Genomic DNA, 25,086 nt, shown 5'->3' with positions numbered 1-25,086 from the left:
GCACCGCAGGCACGGGCCGAGGGCGGCCAGCGCGGGCGAACGGCGGGCCGGCGCCGCGTACCAACGGCAGGCGCAGGCGGCACAGCGGGGGCAGGCTGCGTCGGCGGGCCTCTCACGGCGGCGCCCCCGGCCGTGGCCGCTCGCGGGGCGAGCGGGCTGACGGCCGGGGGCGTCGGGGAGAGGGGTGCCGGGGTGCTTCAGGCGCGGGTCGCCCGGCGGCGGCGGGTGATGACGACCGCGGCGCCGCCCAGCGCGAGCGCGGCCGCGGCGCCGCCTGCCATCAGGCCGATGCCGCCCGCGCCGGTCAGGGCCATCGTGCCGCCGGTGGAGCCGCTGTCGTCGGAGGAACCGCCGCTCGTGGCGCCGTCACCGGAGCCGCCGGAGCCGGACGTGGCGCCGTCTTGTGAACCGGAGGCCGAGTCGGACCCGGAGCCGCCGGCCGAGTCGGCCGAATCGTCGCCGCCGGTGGAGGACCCGTCGGAGCCGCCGGAGCCGCCGGCCGCGCCCTTGAAGGTGATCTTCGCGGTGTCGTTGGCGGAGTTCGGGTCATTGGTGCTGAAGCCCGCCGGGCCGGGGACCAGCTTGACGGTGCCGGTGGCGTTCTTGTCGGCCTCCTTGGCGATCTTCACGCCGATGCCGTACGTCTGGCCCTCGCCGGGCAGTTCGGTCGATGCCTCGGGGCACAGATAGCGGCGGTGGCCCGGCTCGAACTTCTTGGTCTCGGTCTCGCTCACATACGTCAGGCACTCACCGGTGGTGTCCTGGTCCGGCTCTTCGTCGATGTGGTTGGTGAGCCCGGTGACGCCCTCGGGCAAGGTGATGTCGGCGTACAGGATCGGCTTGCGGTCCTGGCGGTACGCGGCCGCCGGGCCGTCGTTGGTCAGCCCGAACTTCAGCCCGCCCGTGGTGCCGTTGCCCGCCTCCGGGTCGATGGCGCCGCCCACGGCGCGGAAGTCGGCGTGGTTGTCGGTGCGGAGGGAGACGCTGCTCTTGCCGTCGGTCTCGAAGTCGCCGCCGGAGGTGGTGGTGAAGGCGATCGGGGACCCGGTGCCGGGGGTGCCGTTCGGGTTCTCCTCGCTGCCCGCAGGGACGGCCTGGACCTCGTAGTCGATCCAGGGGGCCAGGGCGGCCTTGGTGATCTTTACGGTCAGCGGGGTGCTGAGCTTCGCGGACTGGCCCGGTTCGATGGCCGTGTCGATGGAGCAGTAGACGCGCGCGGAGTCGTCCCATTCGGAGCCGAAGCGACAGTTCTTCGGTTTGTTCGTGAATTCGATGCCCGGGACGCTGCTCAGCTCGATATTGACGCGCTCGGCCGGCAGATCCCCGGTGTTCCGCACCGTCAGGGGCAGGTCCACCGTGGAACCGGTCTTGAGGCTGTCGCGATCGGGCAGCTTGCCCACGACCAGTTGGGGCGAGCCGACGACGACCTTGGAAGAGCTCTTGTCCCCGGTCGCGCCGTCGGCCGTCACCTCGTAGGTGATGGTGCCGGAGACGCCGGGCTTGGCGGCGGAGTCGGCGGTGAGGGTGAACGGCTCCCAGGGGCCGTGGAGGTTGCCGTTGTCGAGGCAGGTGACGACCGCGCCGGAGGCGGTGCACTGCTCGTTTTTCGCCTTGATCGTCGCGACGCCTTCGAGGCCGCTGGCGTCGATGACCATTTTGGCGTTCTTGGGGAGGGGGAATTCGGCTCCGTCGTCGGCGAACGAATAACTCACGCTCGGGGCGACGGCACCCTGCCCGTCGGCCGCCGACGGCAGGGCGATCTGCCGGGGGGCGGTGATCTCGGCCCAGGGCTGGGTCGGCTCGTCCTCCGCGTAGGCGGAGGGCATGCCGACGGCCGTCCCGAGCGCGATCACCGCTCCGGCGGCCGCCGCGTGAATCGTTTTCCCCTTATGCCACATACGTCCCACGCCCATCTCACGACTACCCGACTACGTTCGCACGCCAGACAGTTCAGCTGACCGGATGGTTGCCCTCCGGTGAACGGAAAGTTGTGAGCAGGGGCAGGAGAGGGAAAGCGGGGTCAGCCCCGCGAGACGTTGCGCTCGTACACCAGGCGCAGGCCGATCAGGGTCAGCCACGGCTCGTGCTCGTCGATGACCGAGGCTTCGCCCAGCACCATGGGGGCCAGGCCCCCGGTGGCGATGACCGTCACGTCCTCGGGGTCGTCGGCCAGTTCGCGCGCCATCCGCCGGACCACGCCGTCGACCTGGCCGGCGAACCCGTACAGGATGCCGGCCTGCATCGCCTCGACCGTGTTCTTGCCGATGACGCTGCGCGGCCGGGCCAGCTCGATCTTGCGCAGCTGCGCACCGCGCACACCAAGCGCCTCGACCGAGATCTCGATGCCCGGCGCGATCACCCCGCCCACGTACTCGCCGCGCGCGCTGACCGCGTCGAAGGTCGTCGCCGTGCCGAAGTCGACGACCACGCACGGGCCCTCGTACAGCTCGACGGCCGCCAGGGCGTTGATGATCCGGTCGGCGCCGACCTCCTTCGGGTTGTCCATCAGGATCGGCACACCGGTCTTCACCCCCGGCTCGACCAGGACGGAGGGCACATCCCCGTAGTAGCGGCGGGTCACCTCGCGCAGTTCGTGCAGTACGGAGGGGACGGTGGAGCAGATGGAGATGCCCTCGATACCGTCGCCCAGCTCCTCGCCGAGCAGCGGGTGCATGCCCATCAGACCCTGCAGGATGACGGCCAGCTCGTCGGCGGTGCGGCGGGCGTCCGTGGAGATCCGCCAGTGTTCGACGATCTCGTCACCGTCGAACAGGCCCAGCACGGTGTGGGTGTTTCCCACATCGATGGTCAGCAGCATCGTCAGTTCGCCTCGGCCTCGCGCAGGTCCAGGCCGATGTCGAGGATCGGGGACGAGTGGGTGAGCGCGCCGACCGCGAGATAGTCGACGCCCGTCTCGCCGTACGCCCGCGCGTGTCCGAGTGTGAGGCGGCCCGAGGACTCCAGGGTGGCGCGCCCCGCGACCAGCTCGACGGCCTGCCGGGTCTGCTCCAGGGTGAAGTTGTCGAGCAGGATCAGGTCCGCGCCCGCGTCGAGCACCGGCGGAAGCTGGTCCAGGGTGTCGACCTCCACCTCCACGTCCACGTCCGGGAACTCGGCGCGCACGGCCTTGAACGCCTGCGCCACGCCGCCCGCCGCGACCACGTGGTTGTCCTTGACGAGGGCCGCGTCCGACAGCGACATACGGTGGTTGACGCCACCGCCGCAGCGCACCGCGTACTTCTCCAGCACACGCAGCCCCGGGGTGGTCTTACGGGTGTCGCGGACCTTCGCCGTGGTGCCCTCCAGGGCGTCCGCCCAGGCGCGGGTCGCGGTGGCGATACCGGACAGCCGGCACAGCAGGTTGAGCGCGCTGCGCTCGGCGGTGAGCAGATCGCGGGTGCGGGTGCGGACCGAGAGCAGCCGCTGGCCGGCGGCGACCCGGTCGCCGTCCTCGACATGCCGCTCGACCTCGAACTCGTCGGTGCAGACGATGGACAGCACCGCCTCGGCGACGCGCAGCCCGGCGACGATGCCCGCCTCGCGGGCGGTGAAATCGCCGGTGGCCATGGCGTCCTCGGGGATGGTGGCCACGGTCGTCACATCCACGCCGTGGTCGAGGTCTTCCTCGATCGCCATATGCGCGATGTCCTCGACCTTGACGGGGTCGAGCCCGGCGTCGGCCAGCAGCTGGGCGAGGTCGGGGTCCAGACCGCACTCCATCGGGTCGAGGTCGTACGCCTCGTCGTCGTCGGCGCCACAGCCGCACGCGTCACCGCAGCCGGGGCCCCCGCCGGGGAGGCCGATCTGCAGCAGAGGGAGGGCCACTGGCTGTGGGCGGTCGTCGGGAGTGCTGCTCACGGGTGGGACTCCGTCTTCGTTCGGGGGGTGGTGAGTGGGGCGGATGCCTCGGTCGCGGGGAACGCCTCCGTCGCGGGGAACGCCTCCGAGTCCGTCGTACGGACGTCCAGCGTGTCGCCGGGGCCCAGGGTGACCAGGAGGTGCCGGCGCCAGACCGGGTCGTCCCGGTCGGGGCGGTCCTCGCGCCAGTGGCAGCCGCGGGTCTCCTCGCGGCGGAGGGCGGCGGCCACCAGGACGCGGGCCACGAGGAGGAGGTTGGTCGCCTCCCAGGTGTCGACCCCCGGCTCGGCGGTCTTGCCGTCGCGGCGCAGCGTCTCGGCGGCCTCGTCGTGGACCCGCTCCAACTGGGCGGCGGCGCGGGCCAGGCTCTCGGCGGACCGGAGCACCCCGGCCCCGGCGGTCATGATCCGCTGGATGCCGTACCGGGCCTCGGGCGGCAGCAGCGGCCCCTCGCCGGTGGCAAGCCCGGTGGCGGCCTCAGGGGTTTGCTGTGCCTGAAGGGCCTGCCGTGCCTGAGAAGTCGGGGCGGAGGTGATCGGCGAGGTGATGTCCTCGGCGATGCGCTCCGCGAAGACCAGGCCCTCCAGGAGGGAGTTGGACGCGAGCCGGTTCGCGCCGTGGACGCCGGTGCAGGCGACCTCGCCGCACGCGTACAGCCCGGGGACCGTGGTGCGGCCGCTCAGGTCGGTGCGTACGCCGCCGCTCGCGTAGTGGGCTGCGGGCGCCACGGGGATGGGCTCGGTGACCGGGTCGATGCCATGGGCGCGGCAGGCGGCGAGGATGGTCGGGAAGCGGTGCTCCCACATCCGCGCGCCGAAGTGGCGGGCGTCCAGGTACATGTGCTCGGCGCTCTGCTCGAGCATCCGCCGCAAGATGCCCTTGGCGACGATGTCGCGGGGCGCCAGCTCGGCCAGCTCGTGCTGCCCCTGCATGAAGCGGACGCCGTCGGCGTCGACGAGATACGCGCCCTCGCCCCGCACCGCCTCCGAGACCAGCGGCTGCTGCCCCTCCGCCTCCGGACCGAGCCACAGCACCGTGGGATGGAACTGCACGAACTCCAGGTCGGAGACCTCCGCCCCGGCACGCAGCGCCAGGGCCACGCCGTCGCCGGTGGAGACGGCGGGGTTGGTGGTGGCGGAGAACACCTGGCCCATACCGCCGGTCGCGAGAACCACCGCGCCCGCGCGCACCGCGCCGACGCCGTCCCGCTGGCCCTCGCCCATGACATGCAGGGTGACTCCGGCCGCGCGGCCGGAGGCGTCCTTGAGCAGGTCGAGCACCAGCGCGTTCTCCACGGTCTCGATACCGGCCGCGCGCACCGCCTCGACCAGCGCCCGGGAGATCTCCGCGCCGGTCGCGTCGCCGCCCGCGTGCGCGATACGGCGGCGGTGATGGCCGCCTTCGCGGGTCAGCAGGATCTCGCCGGTGTCGTCGTCGGCGTCGAACCGGGCGCCGGTGCCGATCAGCCGGCGTACGGCGTCGGGGCCCTCGGTGACCAGCGTGCGTACGGCCGTCTCGTCGCAGAGCCCGGCGCCGGCGACCAAGGTGTCGTCGAGGTGCTGCGCGGGGGTGTCGCCCTCGCCGAGGGCGGCCGCTATGCCGCCCTGCGCCCAGCGCGTGGAGCCGTCGTCGAGGCGGGCCTTGGTGACGACGATGACCTTCGCTCCGGCGGCGGCGCAGCGCAGCGCGACGGTCAGACCGGCTACGCCCGAGCCGACGACCACGACAGCGGCCTCGATGGCCCAACCGGGGGCCGGGGCACGCAGGGCCGGGGCACGCAGAGCCGCCGCGCCGACGGCTGCCGGCTTGTTGTCTTGGATCATCACGCGGCTCCGAACCACAGGCGGACGTTGTCTATCAGGCGCGTGCTGCCAACCTTGGCGGCGACGGCGAGGACGGCCTCGCCCGTGTGGTCGTCGGGGACCTCGGTGAAGTCCGAGGGGTCGACGAGCGCCAGATAGTCGAGGTCGAGGGGTGGGTCGAGGGGTGGTCGGAGGGAGGCCGCCTCGTCGAGCACCGCGCGCGCGGCGGACCGGACCGCCGCCACGTCCAGCCCCGCGTCGCGGCCCGCGAACAGCGCGCGGGACAGGGTCAGGGCGGTGGTCCGCTCCTGCGGCGACAGGTAGCGGTTACGGCTGGACAGCGCGAGGCCGTCGATCTCCCTGACCGTCGGAGCGCCGACGATCTCGACGGGGAAGTCCAGATCGAGCACCATGCGGCGGATCACGGCCAGCTGCTGGGCGTCCTTCTCGCCGAAGAAGGCGATGTCCGGGCGGGTGAGGTGGAGCAGCTTGGCCACGACGGTGAGCACCCCGTCGAAGTGCCCGGGCCGCGAGGCGCCTTCGTACCGCTCCCCCATGGCACCGGCGGTCATCCGCACCCGCGGCTCACCGCCCCCGTACACCTCCTCGACCGGCGGCGCGAAGACGATGTCCGCGCCGGCGGCGGCCGCGACCTCGAGGTCGGCGTCGAGCGTGCGCGGATAGCGGTCCAGGTCCTCGCCCGCGCCGAACTGCAGGGGGTTGACGAAGACGGTGACCGTCACCACTCCCTTGGCTCCGACCCGGGCGCGGGCCGCGCGTATGAGGGAGGCGTGTCCTTCGTGGAGCGCGCCCATGGTCATGACGACGGCGACGCGCCCCGGGGTGGCGAACTGCGCCAGGGCGGCGTCGAAGTCGGCGCGGGTGGTGAACAGCTCCACGTCCGGCTCTCCGGGGACGGCCTTGCGCCACAGCTTCGGGCTCATGCTCCCGTCCCTCCCCCCAGGCCGGGGACGTCGGAGACGTCCGAGAGGACACCCAGCAGGTCCTCGGCGAGCTCGGGCTTGAGCAGCCCGGCGGCGAGCGCGCGGTCCGCGGTCGAACGGGCCATCGCGAGGTAGCCGGGGACGGCCTGGGGCGCATGGCGGTGCAGCTCGGCGACATGGGCGGCGACAGTGCCTGCGTCGCCGCGCGCGACCGGGCCGGTCAGCGCGGCGTCGCCGCTGCGCAGCGCGTTGTCCAAAGCGGCGCCCAGCAGCGGGCCGAGCATCCGGTCCGGGGTGCCGACCCCGGCGGCGCGCAGCAGGTCCATGGCCTGGGCGACCAGGGTGACCAGGTGGTTGGAGCCGATGGCGAGGGCGGCGTGGTAGAGCGGCCGGGCCTCCTCGGCGATCCACTCGGGCTCGCCGCCCATCTCGATGACCAGCGCCTCGGCCGCCATCCGCAGCTCTTCGGGCGCGGTGACGCCGAACGAGCAGCCCGCGATCCGCTGGACGTCGACGGGCGTGCCGGTGAAGGTCATGACGGGGTGCAGCGCGAGCGGCAGTGCCCCGGCGCGCAGGGCGGGGTCGAGTACGGATGTGCCGTACCGCCCGGAGGTGTGCACAAGCAGCTGCCCGGGGCGCACCGCGCCGGTCTCGGCGAGGCCGCTGACCAGGTCGGGCAGCGCGTCGTCGGGGACGGTCAGCAGGACCAGCTCGGCCCGCGCCAGCACCTCGGCGGGCGGGACGATCGGGACCTCGGGGAGCAGCGCGGCGGCCCGGCGCACGGAGGCGTCGGAGACCCCGGACGCGGCGACGGGGCGGTGCCCTGCGAGCCGCAGCGAGGCGGCGAGGGCGGGGCCGACGCGACCGGCGCCGACGACCCCGACGGTGAGCCGGGCAGGGCGGTCCTGCGGCTCGGGAAGTGGATGTGCGTTCACTCGACGACGGCCTTCCGTTCCAGTCCTCAGGGGGTACCGGACGATTCCCCGCCATGCTACGCGAGTGCTTCCAGATGCTCCGGCCCTGTCCCCAGGGCTGTGGAAAACCCTGTGGCCCGCCCGAGCGCGGGTACGACATGCTCGGCCCATGGCAGACGGAACGGCACAGTCAGGGGAACCGGAGCAGCCGGAACCGGACCTGCGGGCCCGCAGGCTCGCGGCCTGGCGCGGCTCGAAACGGAAGCTGACCAGCCTCGCGGTCGGTGAGCAAATCGGCGAGCGGCTGGCCCGGCTGACGGCCGACGCGGCCGGGTCGTACGACCTGGACGACTGGGTGGACTTCTACGGGGACGGGGTCGTCGAGGAGCTGGAGCGGCGGGTCGCCGAGGTGCTCGGCATGGAGGCCGCGGCCTTCTTCCCCACCGGCACCATGGCCCAGCAGATCGCGCTGCGCTGCTGGGCGGGGCGCACCGGCAATCCGGCCGTGGCCGTGCATCCGCTCTCGCATCTGGAGGTGCACGAGCGCGACGCCTATCTGACGGTGAGCGGGCTGCGCGCGGTACACCCGACGAGCGAGCCGCGGCTGCCCACGGCCGACGAGGTCCGGGAGCTGGACGAGCCCTTCGGGACGCTCGCCCTGGAGCTTCCGCTGCGCGACGCGGGCTTCACGCTGCCCACCTGGGACGAGCTGAGCGCCGTGGTGGAGGCCGCGCGGGAGCGGGAGGCGGTGGTCCACTTCGACGGGGCGAGGCTCTGGGAGTGCACCGCGCACTTCGGGCGCGAGCTGTCGGAGATCGCCGCCCTCGCGGACTCGGTGTATGTGTCGTTCTACAAGTCGCTGGACGGCATTTCGGGGGCCGCGCTGGCCGGACCCGAGGCGATGGTGGCGGAGGCGAAGGCGTGGCGGCACCGGTACGGCGGGCAGGTGTTCCAGCAGTGGCCCGCGGCGCTGGCCGCGCTGGCCGGCCTGGACCGCGAGCTGCCCCGGCTGCCGTCGTACGTGGCGCACGCCCAGGTCGTGGCGCGGGCGCTGGACGAGGCGTTCACGGCCGCCGGGGTGGCCTGGTTCCGGGTGCATCCGCACCAGCCGCACACCCACCGGTTCCAGGTGTGGCTGCCGTATCCGGCCGCTGACCTGGACGAGGCGGGGCTGCGGCTGGCGGAGGAGACCCGGACGACGCTGTTCGGCCGGTGGTGGAAGTCGGGGCCGCCTGGCCTGGCCATGACCGAGGTGACGGTCGCCTCATCCGCACTGGAGTGGACGGCGGACGATGTCGCAGCCGCCGTCGCCGCCTTCCTGAAGCGGCTTCCGGAGGGTGACCGGGCGGTCGGCTGAGCCGGTCGCCGCCGCGCCCGTCGCCGCCGCGCCGGTCGCCGGGCGCCGGGCGAAGAGGGCGGCCAGCCGTTCGCGTACGGCCTGCCAGGCGCGTACGGCCTGCCGGGGGCGTACGACCTGCCGGGGGCGTACGACCTGACCGGCGCGCACGGTCAGCCGGGCCGTCCGGCTCCCCCGCGCCGGGCGCTCCTCGGCCACCGCGCGGAAGTCGCGGTACCGGCTCAGCTCCCGGATGGTGCGCCAGTCGCCGGGGCGGGGCGCGGGCGGGGCGGGTTCGCCGCGCTGGGCGGCGCGGTACAGGTCCAGTACGTACTGCTCGGTGAGGCTCATGGCACGAGGCTGCGCCCGCCCCCGGCCGCCGGTCGTCCCGATTGACGATCGCCGTCAAACGACGTCGAAGGCCGCCGGAGCGGACCGCACCATAGGAGCCATGGCCAGCGTCATCGACATCACCGGGCTGCCGCCCGAGCGCATCGTCTTCACCCCCTCCCCGCTCGCCGAGCTGGGGGCCGCGCTGCATGTGCTGTCCGAGCCCGGCCACCACCCGGGGCTGCACGGCTGGGCGACCGCCACGGCCGCGGGGCTCAAGCCCGACCTCGCCGACCGGCTCCACGAGGCGGACTTCCTGTGGCGCTCCTCCCGCTCCGATCTGCTGCTGCCCGCCGAGCCCGGGGCGACGCTCGCGGAGGAGCTGGACGCGCTGGACCGGATCGACGACGAGACGTTCGTGGCGGCCGCCTTCGAGATCACCTGCTCCCTCACCTCGTACGCACTTCCCTCGCCGTCGCCGCTGGTCGACGCGGGCGAGCGGGCGCGGGTACGGGAGCTGGCGGCGGCCCGCGGGCCGAAGCAGGCCGCGTTCGTCGACCGGATGCTGGAGGACCCGGACGGGCTGCGGGTCTGGCTGCGCCGTCTGCTGGAGGACTGCGACCAGGCGTTCTTCGCGGACACCTGGCAGCGGGTGCGGGGCCAGCTGGCCGCCGACGCCCGCCACAAGGGGGAGCTGCTGCGGCGCAAGGGACTCGAGGAGGCGCTGGCGGCGACGTCGGCCGCGTTGTCCGTGGTGCCGGGCGAAGGCGGCGTACGGCACATCCACGTGGACAAGCTCGCCGGGGGCGAGACCACGGCGGTCGGCCAGGGGCTCACCTTCGTCCCGACCGCCTTCGGCTGGCCGCATCTGCTCGTGCTGTACGCGCCCGGCTGGCCCCCGGTGATCCAGTACCCGGTCGCGGCCCCGGAGCTGCCGCAGCCCGCCGCGCTTGAGCTCGTCCAGCGCCGGATGGACGCGCTGGCCCACCCGATGCGGATGCGCATGTGCCTCAGCCTCGCCCGAGGCCCGCACACCACCGGCGAGCTGGCCGAGAGGTGCGGCATCAGCCCGCCGGAGGTCTCCCGCCATATCGCCGTCATGAAGAAGGCGGGGCTGCTGACCACCCGCCGCCGCGGCCGGTATGTGCTGCATCAGCTGGAGCTGACGGCGGTGGCGCGGCTGGGCAGCGACTTCCTGGAGAGCGTTCTGAGATAGCCGGAGAGCGCTCTGAGGCAGCACCCCCAGGCGTCAGAGCGACCGGGGTCAGCGCGACCGGGGGGTCAGAGCGACCGGGGGGTCAGAGCGACCGGGGGCAGAGCGACCGGGCGTCAGAGCCGGGAGCCGCCGCCCGGGCCCTGGGCGCGTACCAGCCCCGACTCGTACGCCATCACCACCACCTGCACCCGGTCGCGCAGCTCCAGCTTGGTGAGGATGCGGCCCACATGGGTCTTCACGGTCGCCTCGGAGAGCACCAGGCGCGCCGCTATCTCGCCGTTCGACAGCCCTTGCGCAACCAGCAGCATGACCTCGCGTTCGCGGTCGGTCAGCCGCTCCAGCTCGGGGCGGGCCGATCCGCCGGGCCCGGTGGCCGCGCCCGGCAGCATCGGCGCGAAGCGGTCCAGCAGCCGGCGGGTGGTGCTGGGGGCGACGACCGCGTCGCCGCTGTGCACGGCGCGGATGGCGGCGAGCAGTTCGCCGGGCGGCACGTCCTTGAGCATGAAGCCGCCCGCTCCGGCCTTGAGCGCCGAGAACGCGTACTCGTCGAGGTCGAAGGTGGTCAGGATGAGCACCTTGGGCGCGTCCTCCTGCGCGCAGATGCGGCGGGTGGCCTCCACCCCGTCGAGCCTGGGCATCCGGACGTCCATGAGGACGACGTCCACCTCGGCGGTGCGCAGCACCTCCAGGGCCTCCGCGCCGTCGCCCGCCTCGGCGACGACCTCCATGTCGGGCTGGGCCGCGAGCACCATCCGGAAGCCGGTGCGCAGCAGCACTTGGTCGTCGACGAGCATGACGCGGATCGGCATCCGGTCGGGTCCCTTCCCTCAGCCCCTCAGAGAGCGTTTTCTCAGTGAGCGGGTCATGGTGTGCGTGGTGACACTACCGATCGGCACCAATCGGCCGCTCTCGGCAGCACGGCAGATCAGCGGGGCCGCTCGGCCGACCGGCTGAGCGGCAGCAACGCGCTGATACGGAAGCCGCCGCCCGGCCGTGGGCCCGCGTCGAGGGTGCCCCCCACCATGCCGACCCGCTCCCGCATCCCGATCAGGCCGTGCCCCTGGCCGTCCGCGCCGCCGTCCTCGTACATCTCCTGCCGCGCGCCCCGCCCGTCGTCCTCGACGAGGAGGCCGAGCCCGTCGTCGAAGTAGGTCAGGCGCACGCTGGCGCCGACGTCCGGGCCGCCGTGCTTACGGGTGTTGGTAAGCGCTTCCTGCACGATGCGGTAGGCGGTCAGCTCGACGCCGCTGGGCAGCGGGCGCGGACTGCCCACGATCTTGAAGTCCACCGGCAGCCCGGCGCCGCGCACCTGCTCCACGAGATCGTCTATCTGCTCCACATCCGGCTGCGGGACGTAGTCGCTGTCGTCGCTGGGCGCCCCCGAGCGCAGCACGCCCAGCAGCCGCCGCATCTCGGCGAGCGCCTGGCGGCCGGTGCCCGAGATCGTCTCCAGGGCCTGCCGGGCCTGATCGGGGGCGGCGTCCATGACATACGCGGCGCCGTCGGCCTGGACCACCATCACCGACACGTTGTGCGCGACGACGTCGTGCAGTTCGCGCGCGATCCGCGCCCGCTCGGCGGCCACCGCCACCTTGGCCTGCGCCTCGCGCTCCTTCTCCAGGCGCGCGGCGCGCTCCTCCAGCTGGGCGTAGTAGGCGCGGCGGGTGCGGATGGAGTCGCCGAGCACCCAGGCCAGGACGAACGGGATGGTGAGGAAGACCGTGCCGATGGCGGCGCCCCACCATGTCCGTTGCTCCGTATCCGGGTGATCCGGGCCGGGCCAGCGGATGGTGGAGACGATCGGCGCGATCAGGGCCGCGACGAGCGCGAAGCGGGACGCCCAGCGCTTCCCCTCGGCCGCCACCGTGTAGACGACGACCAGCATCGCGAAGTCGGCGGGGTTCTGCTCGACGCTCAGTACGACCTGGGCCACCCCGCACACCGTGACGAGGATCAGCATCTTCTCGGGCGCACGACGGCGCAGCGCGACGGCGGCGCACAGCGCGAGGACGATCGGCACGGCCGCGGCGCGCGGCACCGGGTGCATGGGCGCCTTCACCATCCACAGAAGCGAGAAACCGAAGAGGAGGACGGCCCAGAAGCTGTCCACCCCTGTCGGGTGCCTGCGGAGAAAGTCGTAGAGGCGCTGCACGTCACCCAGCGTAGGCATGGTGGATACGTCCGGGGGTCAGCCGGACGGGCGATCCGTGAGCCGCCGCCCTACGACCCAAGGTGGATACGGCTCCGCTTAGCGTAGGCGTGTGGCGAGTGAGACACGGGAATGGCTGGGGTGGCGTGACGCCGCCGAACACGCCCTCTATGGACCGGAAGGTTTCTTTCGGCGTACGGAAGGACCGGCCGGGCATTTCCGTACATCGGTGCATGCCTCGCCCCGGTACGCGGCGGCGGTCGCCGAGCTGCTGGCACGGGTGGACCGGGCGCTGGGCCACCCGGCCGAGCTGGCCTTGGTGGATGTGGGCGCGGGGCGGGGCGAGTTGCTGACCGGTGTGCTGGCGTGCGCGGCGGGGATGGCCGAGGGGCAGGGCTCCGGGCTGGCTGAGCGGCTGCGCCCGTACGCCGTGGAGCGGGCGCCGCGCCCGCCCGGCCTCGACCCCCGGATCACCTGGCTCGGGGACCTCGGGGACCTCGGTGAGCTCCCGCGCGACGGCCTCGACGGGCTCCTCTTCGCCAACGAATGGCTCGACAACGTCCCCGTCGACGTGGCGGAGACCGATGCGGACGGCGCCTGGCGCCGGGTCCTGGTCGCCCCCGAGGACGGCACCGAACGGCTGGGCGAGCCGGTGGGCGGCCCGGACGCGGACTGGCTGGCGCGCTGGTGGCCGTCGGCGGGGGACTCGGCGGACGAGCCGGGGCTGCGGGCGGAGATCGGCCGGCCGCGGGACGAGGCGTGGGCGAAGGCGGTACGCGCCCTGCGGTCGGGGCTCGCGGTCGCCGTGGACTATGCGCACGAGCGCGGGGCGCGGCCCCCGTTCGGGACGCTGACCGGCTTCCGCGCGGGGCGTGAGGTGCGGCCCGTACCGGACGGCTCCTGCGATCTGACCGCCCATGTGGCGCTCGACGCGTGCGCGGCGGCGGGCGAGGCGGCCCTGCGGGGAGCGGCGAGTCCCCCGCCCGCGGATCCCCCGCCCGCGGATCCCCCGCTCGCGGATCCCTCGCTCGCCCCCGTCGCCCTCCCCCAGCGCGACGCGCTGCGCGCCCTCGGCGTCGAGGGGCGGCGGCCGCCGCCGGCGCTGGCCACCGCCGACCCGGCGGCGTACGTACGCGCGCTGAGCGCGGCGGGCGAGGCGGCGGAGCTGCTGGACCCGGCGGGGCTCGGGGGCTTCACCTGGCTGCTGCAGCCGACGGTCGCGGTGTGCGGCGGGCTGCTGGGGCCGGGGCGGCCCGGCGGGGAGACGGCGGCTGAGAGACTGGGCTCATGACGGAGACGACAGTCGGCATCGGCGGTGCCGCCGAGAGCACGGACATGGTGCTCAACATCGGCCCGCAGCACCCGTCCACCCACGGCGTGCTGCGGCTGCGCCTCGTCCTGGACGGGGAGCGGATCCAGAGCGTCGAGCCGGTGATCGGGTATATGCACCGCGGGGCGGAGAAGCTGTTCGAGGCGCGGGACTACCGCCAGATCATCATGCTCGCCAACCGCCACGACTGGCTCTCCGCCTTCTCCAACGAGCTGGGCGTCGTCCTCGCCGTCGAGCGGATGCTGGGCATGGAGGTGCCCGAGCGCGCCGTATGGACCCGCACCCTGCTGGCCGAGCTGAACCGGGTGCTCAACCACCTCATGTTCCTGGGGTCCTATCCCCTGGAGCTGGGCGGCATCACGCCGATCTTCTACGCGTTCCGCGAGCGCGAGGACCTTCAGCACGTCATGGAGGAGGTCTCCGGCGGCCGGATGCACTACATGTTCAACCGGGTGGGCGGCCTCAAGGAGGACCTTCCGGCGGGCTGGCTCGGCCGAGCCCGCCAGGCGGTGGCCGAGGTCCGCTCGCGCATGGACGTGTACGACCAGCTGGTCCTCGGCAACGAGATCTTCCGGGGGCGCACCCGCGGGGTGGGCGCGCTGGCGCGCGAGACGGTGCACGCCTACGGGGTCAGCGGCCCCATCGCCCGCGCCTCGGGCGTCGACTTCGACCTGCGGCGCGACGAGCCGTATCTGGCGTACGGGGAGCTGCGCGACACCCTGAAGGTCGTCGTCCGCGAGGAGGGCGACTGCCTGGCCCGCTTCGAATGCCTGCTGGAGCAGACCCACAACTCCCTGGACCTCGCGGACGCCTGCCTGGACCGGATCGCGGACCTCCCGCCGGGTCCGATCAACCAGCGGCTGCCCAAGGTGCTCAAGGCGCCCGAGGGCCACACCTACGCCTGGACCGAGAACCCGCTCGGCCTCAACGGCTACTACCTCGTCTCGAAGGGCGAGAAGACGCCGTACCGGCTGAAGCTGCGGTCGGCGTCGTACAACAACATCCAGGCGCTGACCGAGCTGCTGCCGGGCACCCTGGTCGCCGACATGGTGGCCATTCTCGGCTCGCTCTTCTTCGTCGTCGGCGACATCGACAAATAACGGTACGAGGAGCCGACGGGCCGTTACGGCGGCCCTACGAGATCGCGCTGCGCAGCTTGGGCATCTCGACGTGCTCGGCCTCGATGTGCTCGGCCTCGTCGTGCTCGGTCAGGTCGATGACCTCGCCCACCGCGCCCTTCCCGGCCTCCTGCGCAAGCGTCTCCGCGCCGATCACATCGGCAAGGTCCTCGTCCGACGCCTCCGGGCGCTCGGCGGACTCGGCCAACTCCGCGGGCTCGACAGGTTCGGCGGGCTCGACGGGCTCCGGCTCCCGCTTCTTGGGCTGCTTCTTCTGCGTACCGAAGTAGTCGAAGCCGCCCTCCGCGCGGGAGGCGGCCCGGCGCGCCGCGGCGTAGGGCACCACCGCGGAGGGGGCCGTACGGGCGTGGGGCCGGGACTCCCCGGCGCCGGGCTCGGCGGCAGCGGCCTGGTCCTCGCCCGACTGAACCTCGACCAGCTGGTCCTCAACTGGTCGGTCCTCAATCAGCCGGTCCTCGACCAGCCGGTCATCAATCAGCCGGTCATCTGCCGCGCGCTCGCCGTCCGCCCGCTCGCCCGGCTCATCCTCCGCGCGCTCTTCGGCGCTCGGCTGGCGCGGGACCCGCTCGCGCTCCTCGCGCTGCCTGCGCGCATTGCGCACCAGATGACGCAGCGCCTCATCGGCCCGCGCGTACGCCTCGCTGCTCGGAGCACCCGCCACGGGGACCCCGGGGGCGGGGGCCTCGTGGGCCGGGAGCTCGGGGGCCGACGGCTCGGGCTCCAGCTCCCTGACCGGGGCCGCGGCCTCCAGCGCCAGCCGGCGGCGGCCCTCCAGGGCCCTGGCCCGCTCGGTCTCGGCCGTGGCGTAGCGGCGCAGCAGCGAGGCGTGCTCGTTGCGCAGCCGGGCCAGCTCGGCGCGCTTGGCGCGCAACTTGGTGTTGAGCGCGGTCTGCAGCTCGGCGGCCTTCTCGGCGTCCGCTTCGAGTTCGGCGATCCGATCCTCGTACTTCAGCTCCTGCCGCGCGTTCTCGCTCGCGACCTCGGCGACCCGCCGCCCGGCGGAGCGGTCCCAGCTGCGCATCAGGACGGCACCGACGACCGCGGCGGCTGCCGCGGTCGCCGCCAGGCCACGGATCACGACCGTATCGCCGACCAGCCAGGCACCGGAGGCGCACGCTATTGACGCGGCTGCGACCGACAAAGGGGGAAGTAGCCTGTGCAGAGGTGGGGATTGGCGGTGGCGTCCACGTGGCATGGCCCGAAACTTACCGTGCGGGCGGCTCCTATGGGGCCCCGCCCCGCCAAATTCCGCGCCCGATCCGCCTTCGTTCCGGCTTCGTTCCGCCATGGATCAACGATGGATCAGCCGTGGATCAGCCATGGAACCATCGCGTATCCGCCGTGACATCCGCCGTGACATCCGCCGTGACATCCGCCGTGACATCCGCCGTCGTCAGGTCGGCGAAGTGCGCGTCGGCCCCGGCAATACCCCATCTCGGCCGGGCACTTCACTAGTCCTTCACGAAACTAGTCCTTCACCAGTCCCTTCTCCTTCAGGTAGTCCTTGGCGACGTCGGAGGCCTTGAGCCGCTCCGAGTCCACCTTCTTGTTGAGTTCGGTGAGATCGGCAGTGGTCAGCACCTTGTTGAGCTTGTTGAGCGCCTTCGCGATCTTCTCCGAGCCCGCGGACTTCGCATTCACGACGGGCAGGACGTTGTCGGCATTCTGCAGTTTCTTGTCGTCCGCCAGCAGGACGAGTCCGAATTGATCAAGGGTGGCGTCCGTGGACGTGGTCAGCAGCATCTGGTCCTTGCCGTCCTTGACCGCCTGCTTGGCCTGGACGCTGCCGATATCCAGCGGGTCGATGCCGGTGATGTCTATCCCGTACGTCTTCTCCAGGCCGGGCTGGCAGAAGGGGCGCTTGGGGCATTCGTCGCCCGCCGCCAACTTGATCTTCTGCTTGGACTTTCCGAGGTCGGAGAGTGTCTTGAGGCTGTGCTCCGAAGCGAAGTCCTTGCGCACCGCGAAGGCATTCTGGTCGACGGCCTCGCCGGGCTCGAGCGCCTTCAGTCCGCGGGGCTCGGCGAGTTCGCGGAGCACCTTCACCGTGGCGTCGACGTCCGAGGAGGCGACGGGCTTGGCTTTCGGCCCGTTCTTCTTCAGATTCAGATATTCGGCCATCGTGGCGGCGTACTCCGGCACGACATCGATCTCGCCCTTCTCCAGGGACGGTGCGTACAGTTCACGCGAGTCGACCGTCTTGATCGACGTCTTATAGCCGGCGTCCTCCAGCAGCCCTGTGTACAGCGCCGCCAGGATCTTCGACTCGGTGAAGTTGGCCGCCCCGACCACCACCGAATCCTCGCTCTTCTTCTCCAGGCTGTCGCCGCCACACGCGGTGAGTCCGGCCGCCAGCGCCGTGACGGTCGCGGCCGCCCCGGCCACGCGGAAGATCTTGCTCATTGGGATTCCCCGTCCATAGATGACATGCGATGTCATGAGAGGTCACGAATATTCAGCGCGCGCACATAGCGCATATGTATTCAGCACGCCCACACCGTTGTGGGCCACGCGCCTGTTCACGAGGGCCGGCCCGCCGCGCCGGTCAGCGCCAGCGCCTTCGGCGCCTGGTCCGCGGGCGGGCGCTGCTCCGCGGCCGCGGACCGTACGCGCCTGCGGCGCATCGGGTCAAGCAGCCACTGCACAGCGACGAGCACGCCCTCGACCGTCAGCGCAAGCGCCGCGACCAGCACCGCCCCGGCCACCACCTGGGCGGTGTCGGTGACCCGGAAGCCCGCCGTGATGATCCGGCCGAGCCCGCCGCCGCCGGGCAGCGCCGCGAGCGTCGCCGTCGCCACCACCTGAACGGCGGCCGAGCGTACACCCGTCATCATCAGCGGGAAGGCGAGCGGCAGCTCGACCCTGGCGACCAGCTGACCGCCGGTCATCCCCATGCCGCGCGCCGCCTCGACGACCTCGCGGTCCACCTCGCGCATTCCCACATAGGCGTTGGTGAGCAGCGGCGGGATGGCGAACAGCACCAGCGCGACGATCGTGGGCCAGTCGCCGTGCGTCCCCAGCGGGCTGAGCAGCAGCAGGACCAGGACCGCGAAGGTGGGCACCGCACGGCCCGCGTTGGAGATGTTGACCGCGACGGCGCCGCCCTTGCCGATATGCCCGAGCACGACGGCGACCGGCAGGGCGATCGCGCACGAGATCGCCAGACAGGCGACGGTGAGATACAGATGCTGGCCGAGCCGGTGCCATACGCCGTCGGTGCCCGACCAGTGCGACCCGGTGGTCAGCCATGTCCAGGCCTCGCCGATGACCCCCATCAGGCCGCCCCCGCCTTCTGCCGTGCCCTGTCCCGCGCTTGCTCCTGGGCCGGCTCCTGCGCCTGCCCCCGCGCGCTCTCGCGCGCTTGCTCCTGCGCCCTCTTCTGCGCCTTCCGCGCCTTCTTCGTTCCTCCTCGCGCCCACGGCGTGAGCAGCCGCTGCACAAAGAGCAGCAGCACATCAGCCACGACCGCCAGGGCCACGCACAGCACCGACGCGGTGAGCACCTGTGCCTTGAAGAAGCTGCGCATGCCCTCATAGATCAGATTGCCGAGGCCGCCGTATCCGACGATCGCGCCGACCGTGGTGAGCGAGATGGTGGAGACCGTGGTGATCCGCAGCCCGGCCATCAGCGCGGGCAGCGCGAGCGGCAGTTCCACGCCGAACAGCAGGCGCAGCGGGCCGTAGCCCATGCCGCGGGCCGCCTCGCGGGCCTCCTCGGGCACCGAGGCGAGCCCGGCCATGATGTTGCGCACCAGGATCGTCAGCGAATACAGCACCAGGCCGGTGATCACCACCGCGGCCGAGACCCCGAAGAAGGGCAGCAGCAGCGAGAACATCGCCAGCGAGGGCACCGTATAGAGGATCGTCGTCAGCCCCAGCACCGGGCCCGCCACGGACCGCCATCGGCGGGCCAGCAGCGCCAGCGGAAAAGCGACCACGAAACCGATGGCGACCGACGCCACCGTGATCCACACATGCTGGACCGTGGCGTCCGTCAGCTCCTGACTACGCGTACGTACATATTCCCCGCAGATCCAGTCATTGCTGATCAGGCAGCTCTGCCCGGCCACTCGGTCACCTCCCCGTCGTCTCCGATGACCTGGCGACCCTAACCCCGGGCACCGACAATCTCGTCGGCTCGCCACACAACAGCAACAATTCAAACCCGTAATGCGACCACAATGGGGAGCCATGATCCGCTTCGAGAACGTCACCAAGCGCTACGCCGACGGCACGACGGCCGTGGACGATCTGTCCTTCGAGGTCGCGGAGGGCGAGCTGGTCACGCTCGTCGGACCGTCGGGCTGCGGCAAGACCACCACCATGAAGATGGTCAACCGGCTCATCGAACCGACCTCGGGCCGGATCTTTCTGGACGGTGAGGACATCGCCGCGGTCGATCCGGTGAAGCTGCGCCGCCGCATCGGCTATGTCATCCAGCAGGTCGGCCTGTTCCCGCACAAGACCGTGCTGGAGAACACCGCCACCGTCCCCGCGCTGCTGGGCTGGCAGCGCAAGAAGGCCCGGGACCGCGCCACCGAACTCCTCGACCTGGTGGGCCTCGACCCCTCCGTCTACGGTGACCGCTACCCCGACCAGCTCTCCGGCGGCCAGCGCCAGCGGGTCGGCGTGGCCCGGGCGCTGGCCGCCGACCCGCCGGTGCTGCTGATGGACGAGCCGTTCGGCGCCGTGGACCCGGTGGTCCGCGAGCGGCTGCAGACCGAGTTCCTGCGGCTGCAGTCCCAGGTCCGCAAGACGGTGCTGCTGGTGACCCACGACATCGAGGAGGCGGTCCGGCTCGGCGACCGCATCGCGGTGTACGGGGCGGGGCGCATCGAGCAGTTCGACACGCCCGCGTCGGTGCTGGGCGCGCCCGCCACGCCGTACGTCGCGGACTTCGTCGGCGCGGACCGCGGTCTGAAGCGGCTGTCCGTCACGCCCATCGAGCCGGGCGACCTCGAACAGCCCCCGGTGGTCCACCTCGACGACCCGCTGGCCAAGGCCGCCGCCCGGCTGTCGGCCGACGGGGCGCGCTGGGCCGTCGTACTGGACGACGCGGACCGGCTGCACGGCTGGATCCCGGCGGACGCGGCGGACGCGGCGGAGAAGCCCGGCAAGGAGGCGGCGGCCGGAGGGACCGTACGGGACCACTCCCGCCGCATGGAGGCGTGGCTGCCGGTCGGCTCCTCGCTCAAGCAGGCGTTCAGCACCATGCTGCAGCACGACGCGGGCTGGATAGCGGTCCTCGACGGCGACCGCTTCCTCGGCGTGCTCACCCCGGCGCGCCTCCACGAGGCGCTGCGCCGCTCGATCGACGCCGACGCGGGCGGGATCGCCCGGGCGGAGGTGGAGCTGCAGACGGTCGCCGACGTATGAGCGCGCGCGGCGGCTCGCCGCGCGCGCTTCAGTGGCTGTGGCTCAGCGGTCGCCGAGGCGGCCGCCCAGCCACTCCAGCGAGGCGGGCACCTCGCGCTTCCAGGTGTTGAAGTTATGGCCGCCGGTCTTGAGGATGATGGAGGAGATCCTGATGGGCTCGCCCCGGCGGTTGAGCTCCTTGGCCTTCTCGATGAACTTCACGGTGTCCTTGTAGTTCTTCTCACCGTGCTCGCTGCTGGAGACCAGGAGGGACACCGGCGGCGCGGGCTTGTGGTCCAGCCGCCACATCAGGTTGTTCTCCCGCTCCAGCTGCTGGTCGCCGCCGAACAGATCGCCGGTGGTCGCGTCGATCGGCGCCTTGTACGAAGGGGACAGGCCGGCCGCGGCGGAGAAGGCCTCGGGGTGGCGCATGGCCATCTTCAACGCACAGTAGCCGCCGGTCGAATTGCCGATGACGCCCCAGTTACGGGCCTGCTGACCCACCCGGTAGTGCCCGGCCACGGCGTCCGGCACGTCCTTGGTGAAGAACGTCTCGGTCTGCGGGCCCCGGGGCACGTCCACGCACTCGGTGTCGCGCGGCGGGGCGACGGTCGGGCGCAGCATCACCAGGATCATCGGCTGCATCCTGCCGTCTTTGACCAGCTTATGGGCGTTCTGAGGGTATTTCAGGCCGTTGATCAGCGCCTCCGTGGTGCCCGGGTACCCGGTCAGCACCAGCACGGCGGGGAAGTCGCGCCGGGCGTACTCCGGCTGGAAGTACTCCGGCGGCAGATAGACATACGCCGGGCTGCCCAGCCCGGACAGCGGCCCCTTGATGGTGACCTTCTCGATCCGCCCGGCGGCGGCCGGCTCCGAGCCGCCGGGCACGTTCACCTTCCGGATGTCGGTGACCTGCACCCGGGTGCTGCTGCTCGCGGCGTCGTGGTTCACGACGACGCCGGGCGTGGTCTCGGTGCCGAACAGGTCCGACCAGGAACCGTAGAAGCCGAAGGACTGGTTGGCGAACAGACCGAGCGCGGCGAACAGGGACACCTGTGTGACCAGCAGCATGCCGATCCGGCCGAGCACCGGGGCGACTCCGCGTCGGGCGAGCCTGGGCCAGACCCAGATCGTGGCGCCGAACAGCAGCACCGACGCGACGACTGACACCATCACGACGTTGTTGCTCGTAAGACCCATGACTATCTTTCTGTCGGGCGGCCGGCTCCCCCGTGCCGCGCGATGGAACCCCGCCCCGTCAAACGCCGTCTTGGTAGGCGCGATATGTCCAGATACCGCGTCAGAGACGGATCTCTAGGCCGGAACGACGGGAAAGACGAATGTCTGACAGTCAAGATGCCGAAAAGTCCGGAAGGGTTGCTTCCAGGGTGCCGAGGCTGCCCCGCGGACCCCGGCCGGAGGCTGTGCCGACCGCCGTGGGCACCGCCTGCACGCTGATCGGGCTGCTGAACCTCGTTTTCCCACGACTCCGCTACAGCAAGGTGCACGCCCTCGCCGACGTGCTGCCGGGCGCGGTGAGTTCGCTGGCCGCCGCCGCGTCCATCGTGGTGGGGCTGTTGTTGCTGATGCTGGCGCACGGGCTGAAGCGGCGTAAGCGGCGCGCCTGGGTCGCCGCCGTGGGGCTGCTGCCGGTCGGCGCGGCCGCCCAGCTGCTGTACCGGCACTCCATATGCGGGGCGGTGCTCTCGCTGGTGCTGCTCGGCGTCATGATCCGCTACCGCCGGGAGTTCGCGGCGCTGCCGGATCCGCGCAGCCGCTGGATGGCGCTGGCCAACTTCGCGGTGCTGGGCGCGGTGAGCGTCGGCGTCGGGCTGCTGATCGTACGGTCGGACCCCGACGACATCGTGGGCCGGCCGTCGTTCGGCCAGCAGCTGGACCATGTGCTGTGGGGGCTGATCGGCTTCGAGGGGCCGGTCGGCTACCGGGACGGTACGGACTACACCGTCGGCTACTCCCTCGGCGCGCTCGGCCTGCTGACCGTCGCGACCACCGCCTACCTCGCGTTCCGCCCCGAGCACCCCGCCGCCCGGCTGACCCCCGCGGACGAGGAGCGGCTGCGCGACCTGCTCGCCGCGCACGGACACCGCGACTCGCTGGGCCACTTCGCGCTCCGCCGCGACAAGGGCGTGGTCTTCTCGCCGAGCGGCAAGGCCGCCGTCTGCTACCGGGTCGTCTCCGGGGTGATGCTCGCCAGCGGCGACCCGGTCGGCGATGTGGAGGCCTGGCCGGGCGCCATCTCCCGCTTCATGGAGGAGGCGCGGGCGCACTCCTGGACCCCGGCGGTCATGGGGTGCAGCGAGACCGGGGGCGAGGTGTGGACCCGGGAGACCGGCCTCGACGCACTGGAGCTGGGCGACGAGGCCATCGTGGACGTGGCGGACTTCACCCTGTCCGGGCGCGCCATGCGCAACGTCCGCCAGATGGTCAAGCGCATCGAGCGGGCCGGGTACGAGACCCGGGTACGGCGCGCCGGCGACCTGAGCGAGGACGAGCTGGAGACCATCCGGCAGGCCGCCGCGGGCTGGCGGGGCACCGACACCGAGCGGGGCTTCTCCATGGCGCTGGGCCGGATCGGCGACCCGGCGGACGGGGACTCGGTCATCGCCACCGCCCACAAGGCCCCCGAGGAGGGCACCGAACCCGGCCCGTACGGGGACCTCAAGGCCGTACTGCATTTCGTGCCGTGGGGCCGGGACGGGATGTCGCTGGACCTCATGCGCCGCGACCGCGGCGCCGACCCGGGCATGAACGAACTGCTGATCGTCGCCTCCCTGCAGGCCGCCGGGGGGCTCGGGGTCAGCCGGGTGTCGCTGAACTTCGCGATGTTCCGCTCCGCGCTGGCGCGCGGCGAGAAGCTGGGCGCGGGGCCGGTGCTGCGGGGCTGGCGCGGGCTGCTGGTGTTCCTGTCGCGCTGGTTCCAGATCGAGTCGCTGTACAAGTTCAACGCCAAGTTCCAGCCGCGCTGGGAGCCGCGCTTCGTGGTCTTCCGCAGCACCCGCGATCTGCCGCGCATCGGGTTGGCGGCGATGCAGGCCGAGGGGTTCGTCTCGCTGGCCCTGCCCCGGCTGCTGCGCCGCGGGCGGCGCCCCGAGCCGAGGCCCTGCGCCCACCAGGGCACGGCCGCCTCGCACGGCCGCCTCGAACAGGCCGCGTGACGCGCCAGCGCGCTCTGCTGGGCGCGGGCGAGGCAGCTCGTCCCCGTACGCCTAGGCTGGGGTCATGAGGACGTTGCGTGAACGGGGCCGGGTGGCCGGACTGCCGGAGTGGGACCGGTGCGCGGTGATGGGCGTGGTCAATGTCACGCCCGACTCGTTCTCCGACGGCGGTCAGTGGTTCGACACCGAGCTGGCCGTCAAGCACGGCCTGGACCTGGCCGCGGCCGGGGCGGACCTGGTGGACGTCGGCGGCGAGTCGACCCGCCCGGGCGCGCCGCGCGTCGACGAGGCCGAGGAACTGCGCCGGGTGGTCCCGGTGGTGCGCGAGCTGGCCGCCGCGGGGCTCGTGGTCAGCGTGGACACCATGCGCGCGTCGGTCGCCGAGCGCGCGGTCGAGGCCGGGGCGCGGCTGGTCAACGATGTGAGCGGGGGCGGCGCCGACCCGGCGATGGTCCCGGTGGTGGCCGCCGCCGGGGTGCCCTTCGTGGTGATGCACTGGCGCGGCCAGTCGATCGACATGAACAACCGTGCGGTCTACGGGGATGTGGTCGGCGAGGTCGTCGCGGAGCTGCGGACGAGCCTGGAGCGGGCGGTGGCCGGCGGCGTCGATCCGGAGCGGATCGTGATCGACCCCGGCCTCGGCTTCGCGAAGGACGCCGAGCACGACCTGGCGCTCGTCGCCCGTCTTGGCGCACTGCGGGAGCTGGGCCGGCCGCTGCTGGTGGCGGCCTCGCGGAAGCGGTTCCTGGGGCGCGTACTGGCCGGGGACGGCGGCAGCCCGCCCCGCGCCCGGGAGCGGGACGCGGCGACGGCGGCGGTCTCGGCGATCGCGGCGCGGGAAGGCGCATGGGCGGTGCGGGTGCACGAGGTGCGCGCGAGCGCCGACGCGGTGCGCGTGGCCCGGGCGATCGAAGCGGCGGACACGGCGGGAGCGGTGTGACTTCCCTGACGGACAGCGAGCGGGTGGCACTGGCCAACACCGCGCTGTACGAGGCCATGGAGCAGGGCGACCACGGGGCGATGTCGCGGCTGTGGCTCGACGACCCGGACACCGAGGTCTCCTGTGTGCACCCGGGCTGGCCGGTGCTGCGCGGGCGCAGCGAGGTGCTGCGCTCCTATGCGCTGATCATGGCGAACACCGACTACATCCAGTTCTTTCTGACGGATGTGGAGGTGTCGATCATGTCCGACACCGCGATGCTGACCTGTACGGAGAACATCCTCAGCGGCGCCCCGGCCGAGGAAGAGGGCCAGCTCGGCCCGCTGGTGGGGCAGCTGGTGGTGGCCACGAACGTCTTCCGGCGGACCGAGGACGGCTGGAAGGTGTGGGCGCACCACGGATCGCCGGTGCTGGCGGAGCAGGACGAAAACGATGGCTCGGCCGCGGCCGAGCCCGAGGGCCCGGACGACGACCCGGATCAGCTGCTGCCCTGAGCGCCGCGCCCTTTCGGCAGCGCCGCGCCCCTTCGGTTCACTCGTCAAACCGTGCGTGAGATCTGCGCCAAGGGCGGGTAGGGGGAAGTGGCGCGGGGGCTCCT

General features: G+C 72.4%; 22 protein-coding genes. 8 read left to right on the top strand and 14 right to left on the bottom strand.

All coding sequences use genetic code 11. The annotated features are described in order from the left end of the window. Window positions 1–197 precede the first annotated feature (197 nt). From ACWDSL_RS27095 to ACWDSL_RS27070, 6 genes are all read right to left on the bottom strand, one after another. Window positions 198–1,853 carry a hypothetical protein gene (locus ACWDSL_RS27095; protein WP_450489639.1) on the bottom strand — a complete coding sequence of 552 codons (1,656 nt, stop codon included), beginning with the start codon at window positions 1,851–1,853 and terminating at the stop codon, window positions 198–200. Between the two features lie 167 nt (window positions 1,854–2,020). Further along, complete coding sequence (locus tag ACWDSL_RS27090) at window positions 2,021–2,818, bottom strand: type III pantothenate kinase (RefSeq protein ID WP_089512689.1); 798 nt, start codon at window positions 2,816–2,818, stop codon at window positions 2,021–2,023. Between the two features lie 2 nt (window positions 2,819–2,820). Then, on the bottom strand, window positions 2,821–3,858 hold the full coding sequence (nadC, locus tag ACWDSL_RS27085) for a carboxylating nicotinate-nucleotide diphosphorylase (protein ID WP_450489637.1): 1,038 nt from the start codon (window positions 3,856–3,858) through the stop codon (window positions 2,821–2,823). Then, window positions 3,855–5,681, bottom strand: coding sequence for an L-aspartate oxidase (locus tag ACWDSL_RS27080; protein WP_450489635.1), 1,827 nt, complete (start codon window positions 5,679–5,681; stop codon window positions 3,855–3,857). Before ACWDSL_RS27080 ends, nadC begins: the two co-directional genes overlap by 4 nt. Further along, entirely contained in the window at window positions 5,681–6,604 is a 924-nt protein-coding gene (gene panC, locus ACWDSL_RS27075) for a pantoate--beta-alanine ligase (protein ID WP_450489633.1), read from the bottom strand. Before panC ends, ACWDSL_RS27080 begins: the two co-directional genes overlap by 1 nt. Beyond that, the gene (locus ACWDSL_RS27070; RefSeq protein WP_450489631.1) at window positions 6,601–7,539 is read right to left on the bottom strand and encodes a Rossmann-like and DUF2520 domain-containing protein; all 939 of its coding nucleotides are present in this window, start codon (window positions 7,537–7,539) and stop codon (window positions 6,601–6,603) included. Before ACWDSL_RS27070 ends, panC begins: the two co-directional genes overlap by 4 nt. A 148-nt stretch (window positions 7,540–7,687) precedes the next feature. On the opposite strand from ACWDSL_RS27070, the gene ACWDSL_RS27065 reads away from it, so the two are divergent. After that, complete coding sequence (locus ACWDSL_RS27065; protein ID WP_450489630.1) at window positions 7,688–8,875, top strand: threonine aldolase family protein; 1,188 nt, start codon at window positions 7,688–7,690, stop codon at window positions 8,873–8,875. Here the strand turns inward: ACWDSL_RS27065 and ACWDSL_RS27060 are convergent. Beyond that, on the bottom strand, window positions 8,783–9,205 hold the full coding sequence (locus ACWDSL_RS27060; protein WP_450489628.1) for a hypothetical protein: 423 nt from the start codon (window positions 9,203–9,205) through the stop codon (window positions 8,783–8,785). The genes ACWDSL_RS27065 and ACWDSL_RS27060 overlap by 93 nt on opposite strands. A 100-nt stretch (window positions 9,206–9,305) precedes the next feature. Between ACWDSL_RS27060 and ACWDSL_RS27055 the strand changes: the two genes are divergently transcribed. Next, complete coding sequence (locus ACWDSL_RS27055) at window positions 9,306–10,400, top strand: DUF5937 family protein (protein WP_450489626.1); 1,095 nt, start codon at window positions 9,306–9,308, stop codon at window positions 10,398–10,400. Between the two features lie 113 nt (window positions 10,401–10,513). Here ACWDSL_RS27055 and ACWDSL_RS27050 read toward each other — a convergent pair whose 3' ends face one another. Together ACWDSL_RS27050 and ACWDSL_RS27045 are read right to left on the bottom strand one after the other, a co-directional pair. Next, entirely contained in the window at window positions 10,514–11,209 is a 696-nt protein-coding gene (locus ACWDSL_RS27050; protein ID WP_450489624.1) for a response regulator, read from the bottom strand. 116 nt (window positions 11,210–11,325) lie between these two features. Next, on the bottom strand, window positions 11,326–12,552 hold the full coding sequence (locus ACWDSL_RS27045; protein WP_450489622.1) for a sensor histidine kinase: 1,227 nt from the start codon (window positions 12,550–12,552) through the stop codon (window positions 11,326–11,328). A 109-nt stretch (window positions 12,553–12,661) separates the two neighbouring features. Between ACWDSL_RS27045 and ACWDSL_RS27040 the strand changes: the two genes are divergently transcribed. Both ACWDSL_RS27040 and ACWDSL_RS27035 read left to right on the top strand, forming a co-directional pair. Continuing rightward, window positions 12,662–13,840, top strand: a complete 1,179-nt coding sequence (locus tag ACWDSL_RS27040; RefSeq protein ID WP_450489620.1) for an SAM-dependent methyltransferase — start codon at window positions 12,662–12,664, stop codon at window positions 13,838–13,840. Beyond that, window positions 13,837–14,979: an NADH-quinone oxidoreductase subunit D gene (locus ACWDSL_RS27035; RefSeq protein WP_450489618.1), complete on the top strand. Its 1,143-nt coding sequence runs from the start codon at window positions 13,837–13,839 to the stop codon at window positions 14,977–14,979. Before ACWDSL_RS27040 ends, ACWDSL_RS27035 begins: the two co-directional genes overlap by 4 nt. 34 nt (window positions 14,980–15,013) lie before the next feature. Here ACWDSL_RS27035 and ACWDSL_RS27030 read toward each other — a convergent pair whose 3' ends face one another. The 4 genes from ACWDSL_RS27030 to ACWDSL_RS27015 all read right to left on the bottom strand — a co-directional run bounded on the left by ACWDSL_RS27030 (window position 15,014) and on the right by ACWDSL_RS27015 (window position 19,087). After that, window positions 15,014–16,096 carry a hypothetical protein gene (locus ACWDSL_RS27030; protein WP_450489617.1) on the bottom strand — a complete coding sequence of 361 codons (1,083 nt, stop codon included), beginning with the start codon at window positions 16,094–16,096 and terminating at the stop codon, window positions 15,014–15,016. A gap of 389 nt (window positions 16,097–16,485) precedes the next feature. Further along, a complete protein-coding gene (locus ACWDSL_RS27025; protein ID WP_450489615.1) occupies window positions 16,486–17,421 on the bottom strand; it encodes an ABC transporter substrate-binding protein in 936 nt (311 codons plus the stop codon). 116 nt (window positions 17,422–17,537) lie between these two features. Continuing rightward, entirely contained in the window at window positions 17,538–18,293 is a 756-nt protein-coding gene (locus ACWDSL_RS27020; RefSeq protein WP_450489613.1) for an ABC transporter permease, read from the bottom strand. Then, window positions 18,293–19,087, bottom strand: coding sequence for an ABC transporter permease (locus tag ACWDSL_RS27015; RefSeq protein WP_385625585.1), 795 nt, complete (start codon window positions 19,085–19,087; stop codon window positions 18,293–18,295). Before ACWDSL_RS27015 ends, ACWDSL_RS27020 begins: the two co-directional genes overlap by 1 nt. Window positions 19,088–19,208: 121 nt before the next feature. On the opposite strand from ACWDSL_RS27015, the gene ACWDSL_RS27010 reads away from it, so the two are divergent. Next, window positions 19,209–20,393: an ABC transporter ATP-binding protein gene (locus tag ACWDSL_RS27010; protein WP_450489610.1), complete on the top strand. Its 1,185-nt coding sequence runs from the start codon at window positions 19,209–19,211 to the stop codon at window positions 20,391–20,393. 42 nt (window positions 20,394–20,435) lie between these two features. On the opposite strand, the gene ACWDSL_RS27005 is transcribed toward ACWDSL_RS27010, so the two are convergent. Further along, the gene (locus ACWDSL_RS27005; RefSeq protein WP_450489608.1) at window positions 20,436–21,572 is read right to left on the bottom strand and encodes an alpha/beta hydrolase; all 1,137 of its coding nucleotides are present in this window, start codon (window positions 21,570–21,572) and stop codon (window positions 20,436–20,438) included. 140 nt (window positions 21,573–21,712) lie between these two features. Here ACWDSL_RS27005 and ACWDSL_RS27000 point away from each other — a divergent pair, with 140 nt between their 5' ends. The 3 genes from ACWDSL_RS27000 (at window position 21,713) to ACWDSL_RS26990 (ending at window position 24,982) form a co-directional block, all read left to right on the top strand. Next, window positions 21,713–23,548, top strand: coding sequence for a phosphatidylglycerol lysyltransferase domain-containing protein (locus tag ACWDSL_RS27000; RefSeq protein WP_450489606.1), 1,836 nt, complete (start codon window positions 21,713–21,715; stop codon window positions 23,546–23,548). Between the two features lie 64 nt (window positions 23,549–23,612). Next, window positions 23,613–24,488 (top strand): dihydropteroate synthase, encoded by an 876-nt coding sequence (folP, locus tag ACWDSL_RS26995; RefSeq protein ID WP_450489604.1) that lies wholly within the window; start codon window positions 23,613–23,615, stop codon window positions 24,486–24,488. Further along, window positions 24,485–24,982, top strand: coding sequence for a nuclear transport factor 2 family protein (locus tag ACWDSL_RS26990; protein ID WP_450489602.1), 498 nt, complete (start codon window positions 24,485–24,487; stop codon window positions 24,980–24,982). The genes folP and ACWDSL_RS26990 overlap by 4 nt, the downstream gene beginning before the upstream one ends. The last annotated feature ends 104 nt before the right edge of the window (window positions 24,983–25,086 follow it).

This window comes from Streptomyces sp. NPDC000941, assembly GCF_053599555.1.
The sequence above is the reverse complement of the archived record's forward strand: the minus strand, read 5'-3'. Positions and strand labels throughout refer to the sequence as shown.

Excerpts from the sequence above, each read along its gene's own strand:
- ACWDSL_RS27090 (WP_089512689.1), bottom strand. The coding sequence starts at position 2,818 with ATGCTGCTGACCATCGATGTGGGAAACACCCACACCGTGCTGGGCCTG.
- ACWDSL_RS27080 (WP_450489635.1), bottom strand. The coding sequence starts at position 5,681 with ATGATCCAAGACAACAAGCCGGCAGCCGTCGGCGCGGCGGCTCTGCGT.
- panC (WP_450489633.1), bottom strand. The coding sequence starts at position 6,604 with ATGAGCCCGAAGCTGTGGCGCAAGGCCGTCCCCGGAGAGCCGGACGTG.
- ACWDSL_RS27065 (WP_450489630.1), top strand. The coding sequence starts at position 7,688 with ATGGCAGACGGAACGGCACAGTCAGGGGAACCGGAGCAGCCGGAACCG.
- ACWDSL_RS27060 (WP_450489628.1), bottom strand. The coding sequence starts at position 9,205 with ATGAGCCTCACCGAGCAGTACGTACTGGACCTGTACCGCGCCGCCCAG.
- ACWDSL_RS27055 (WP_450489626.1), top strand. The coding sequence starts at position 9,306 with ATGGCCAGCGTCATCGACATCACCGGGCTGCCGCCCGAGCGCATCGTC.
- ACWDSL_RS27050 (WP_450489624.1), bottom strand. The coding sequence starts at position 11,209 with ATGCCGATCCGCGTCATGCTCGTCGACGACCAAGTGCTGCTGCGCACC.
- ACWDSL_RS27035 (WP_450489618.1), top strand. The coding sequence starts at position 13,837 with ATGACGGAGACGACAGTCGGCATCGGCGGTGCCGCCGAGAGCACGGAC.
- ACWDSL_RS27025 (WP_450489615.1), bottom strand. The coding sequence starts at position 17,421 with ATGAGCAAGATCTTCCGCGTGGCCGGGGCGGCCGCGACCGTCACGGCG.
- ACWDSL_RS27020 (WP_450489613.1), bottom strand. The coding sequence starts at position 18,293 with ATGGGGGTCATCGGCGAGGCCTGGACATGGCTGACCACCGGGTCGCAC.
- ACWDSL_RS27010 (WP_450489610.1), top strand. The coding sequence starts at position 19,209 with ATGATCCGCTTCGAGAACGTCACCAAGCGCTACGCCGACGGCACGACG.
- ACWDSL_RS27005 (WP_450489608.1), bottom strand. The coding sequence starts at position 21,572 with ATGGGTCTTACGAGCAACAACGTCGTGATGGTGTCAGTCGTCGCGTCG.
- ACWDSL_RS27000 (WP_450489606.1), top strand. The coding sequence starts at position 21,713 with ATGTCTGACAGTCAAGATGCCGAAAAGTCCGGAAGGGTTGCTTCCAGG.
- folP (WP_450489604.1), top strand. The coding sequence starts at position 23,613 with ATGAGGACGTTGCGTGAACGGGGCCGGGTGGCCGGACTGCCGGAGTGG.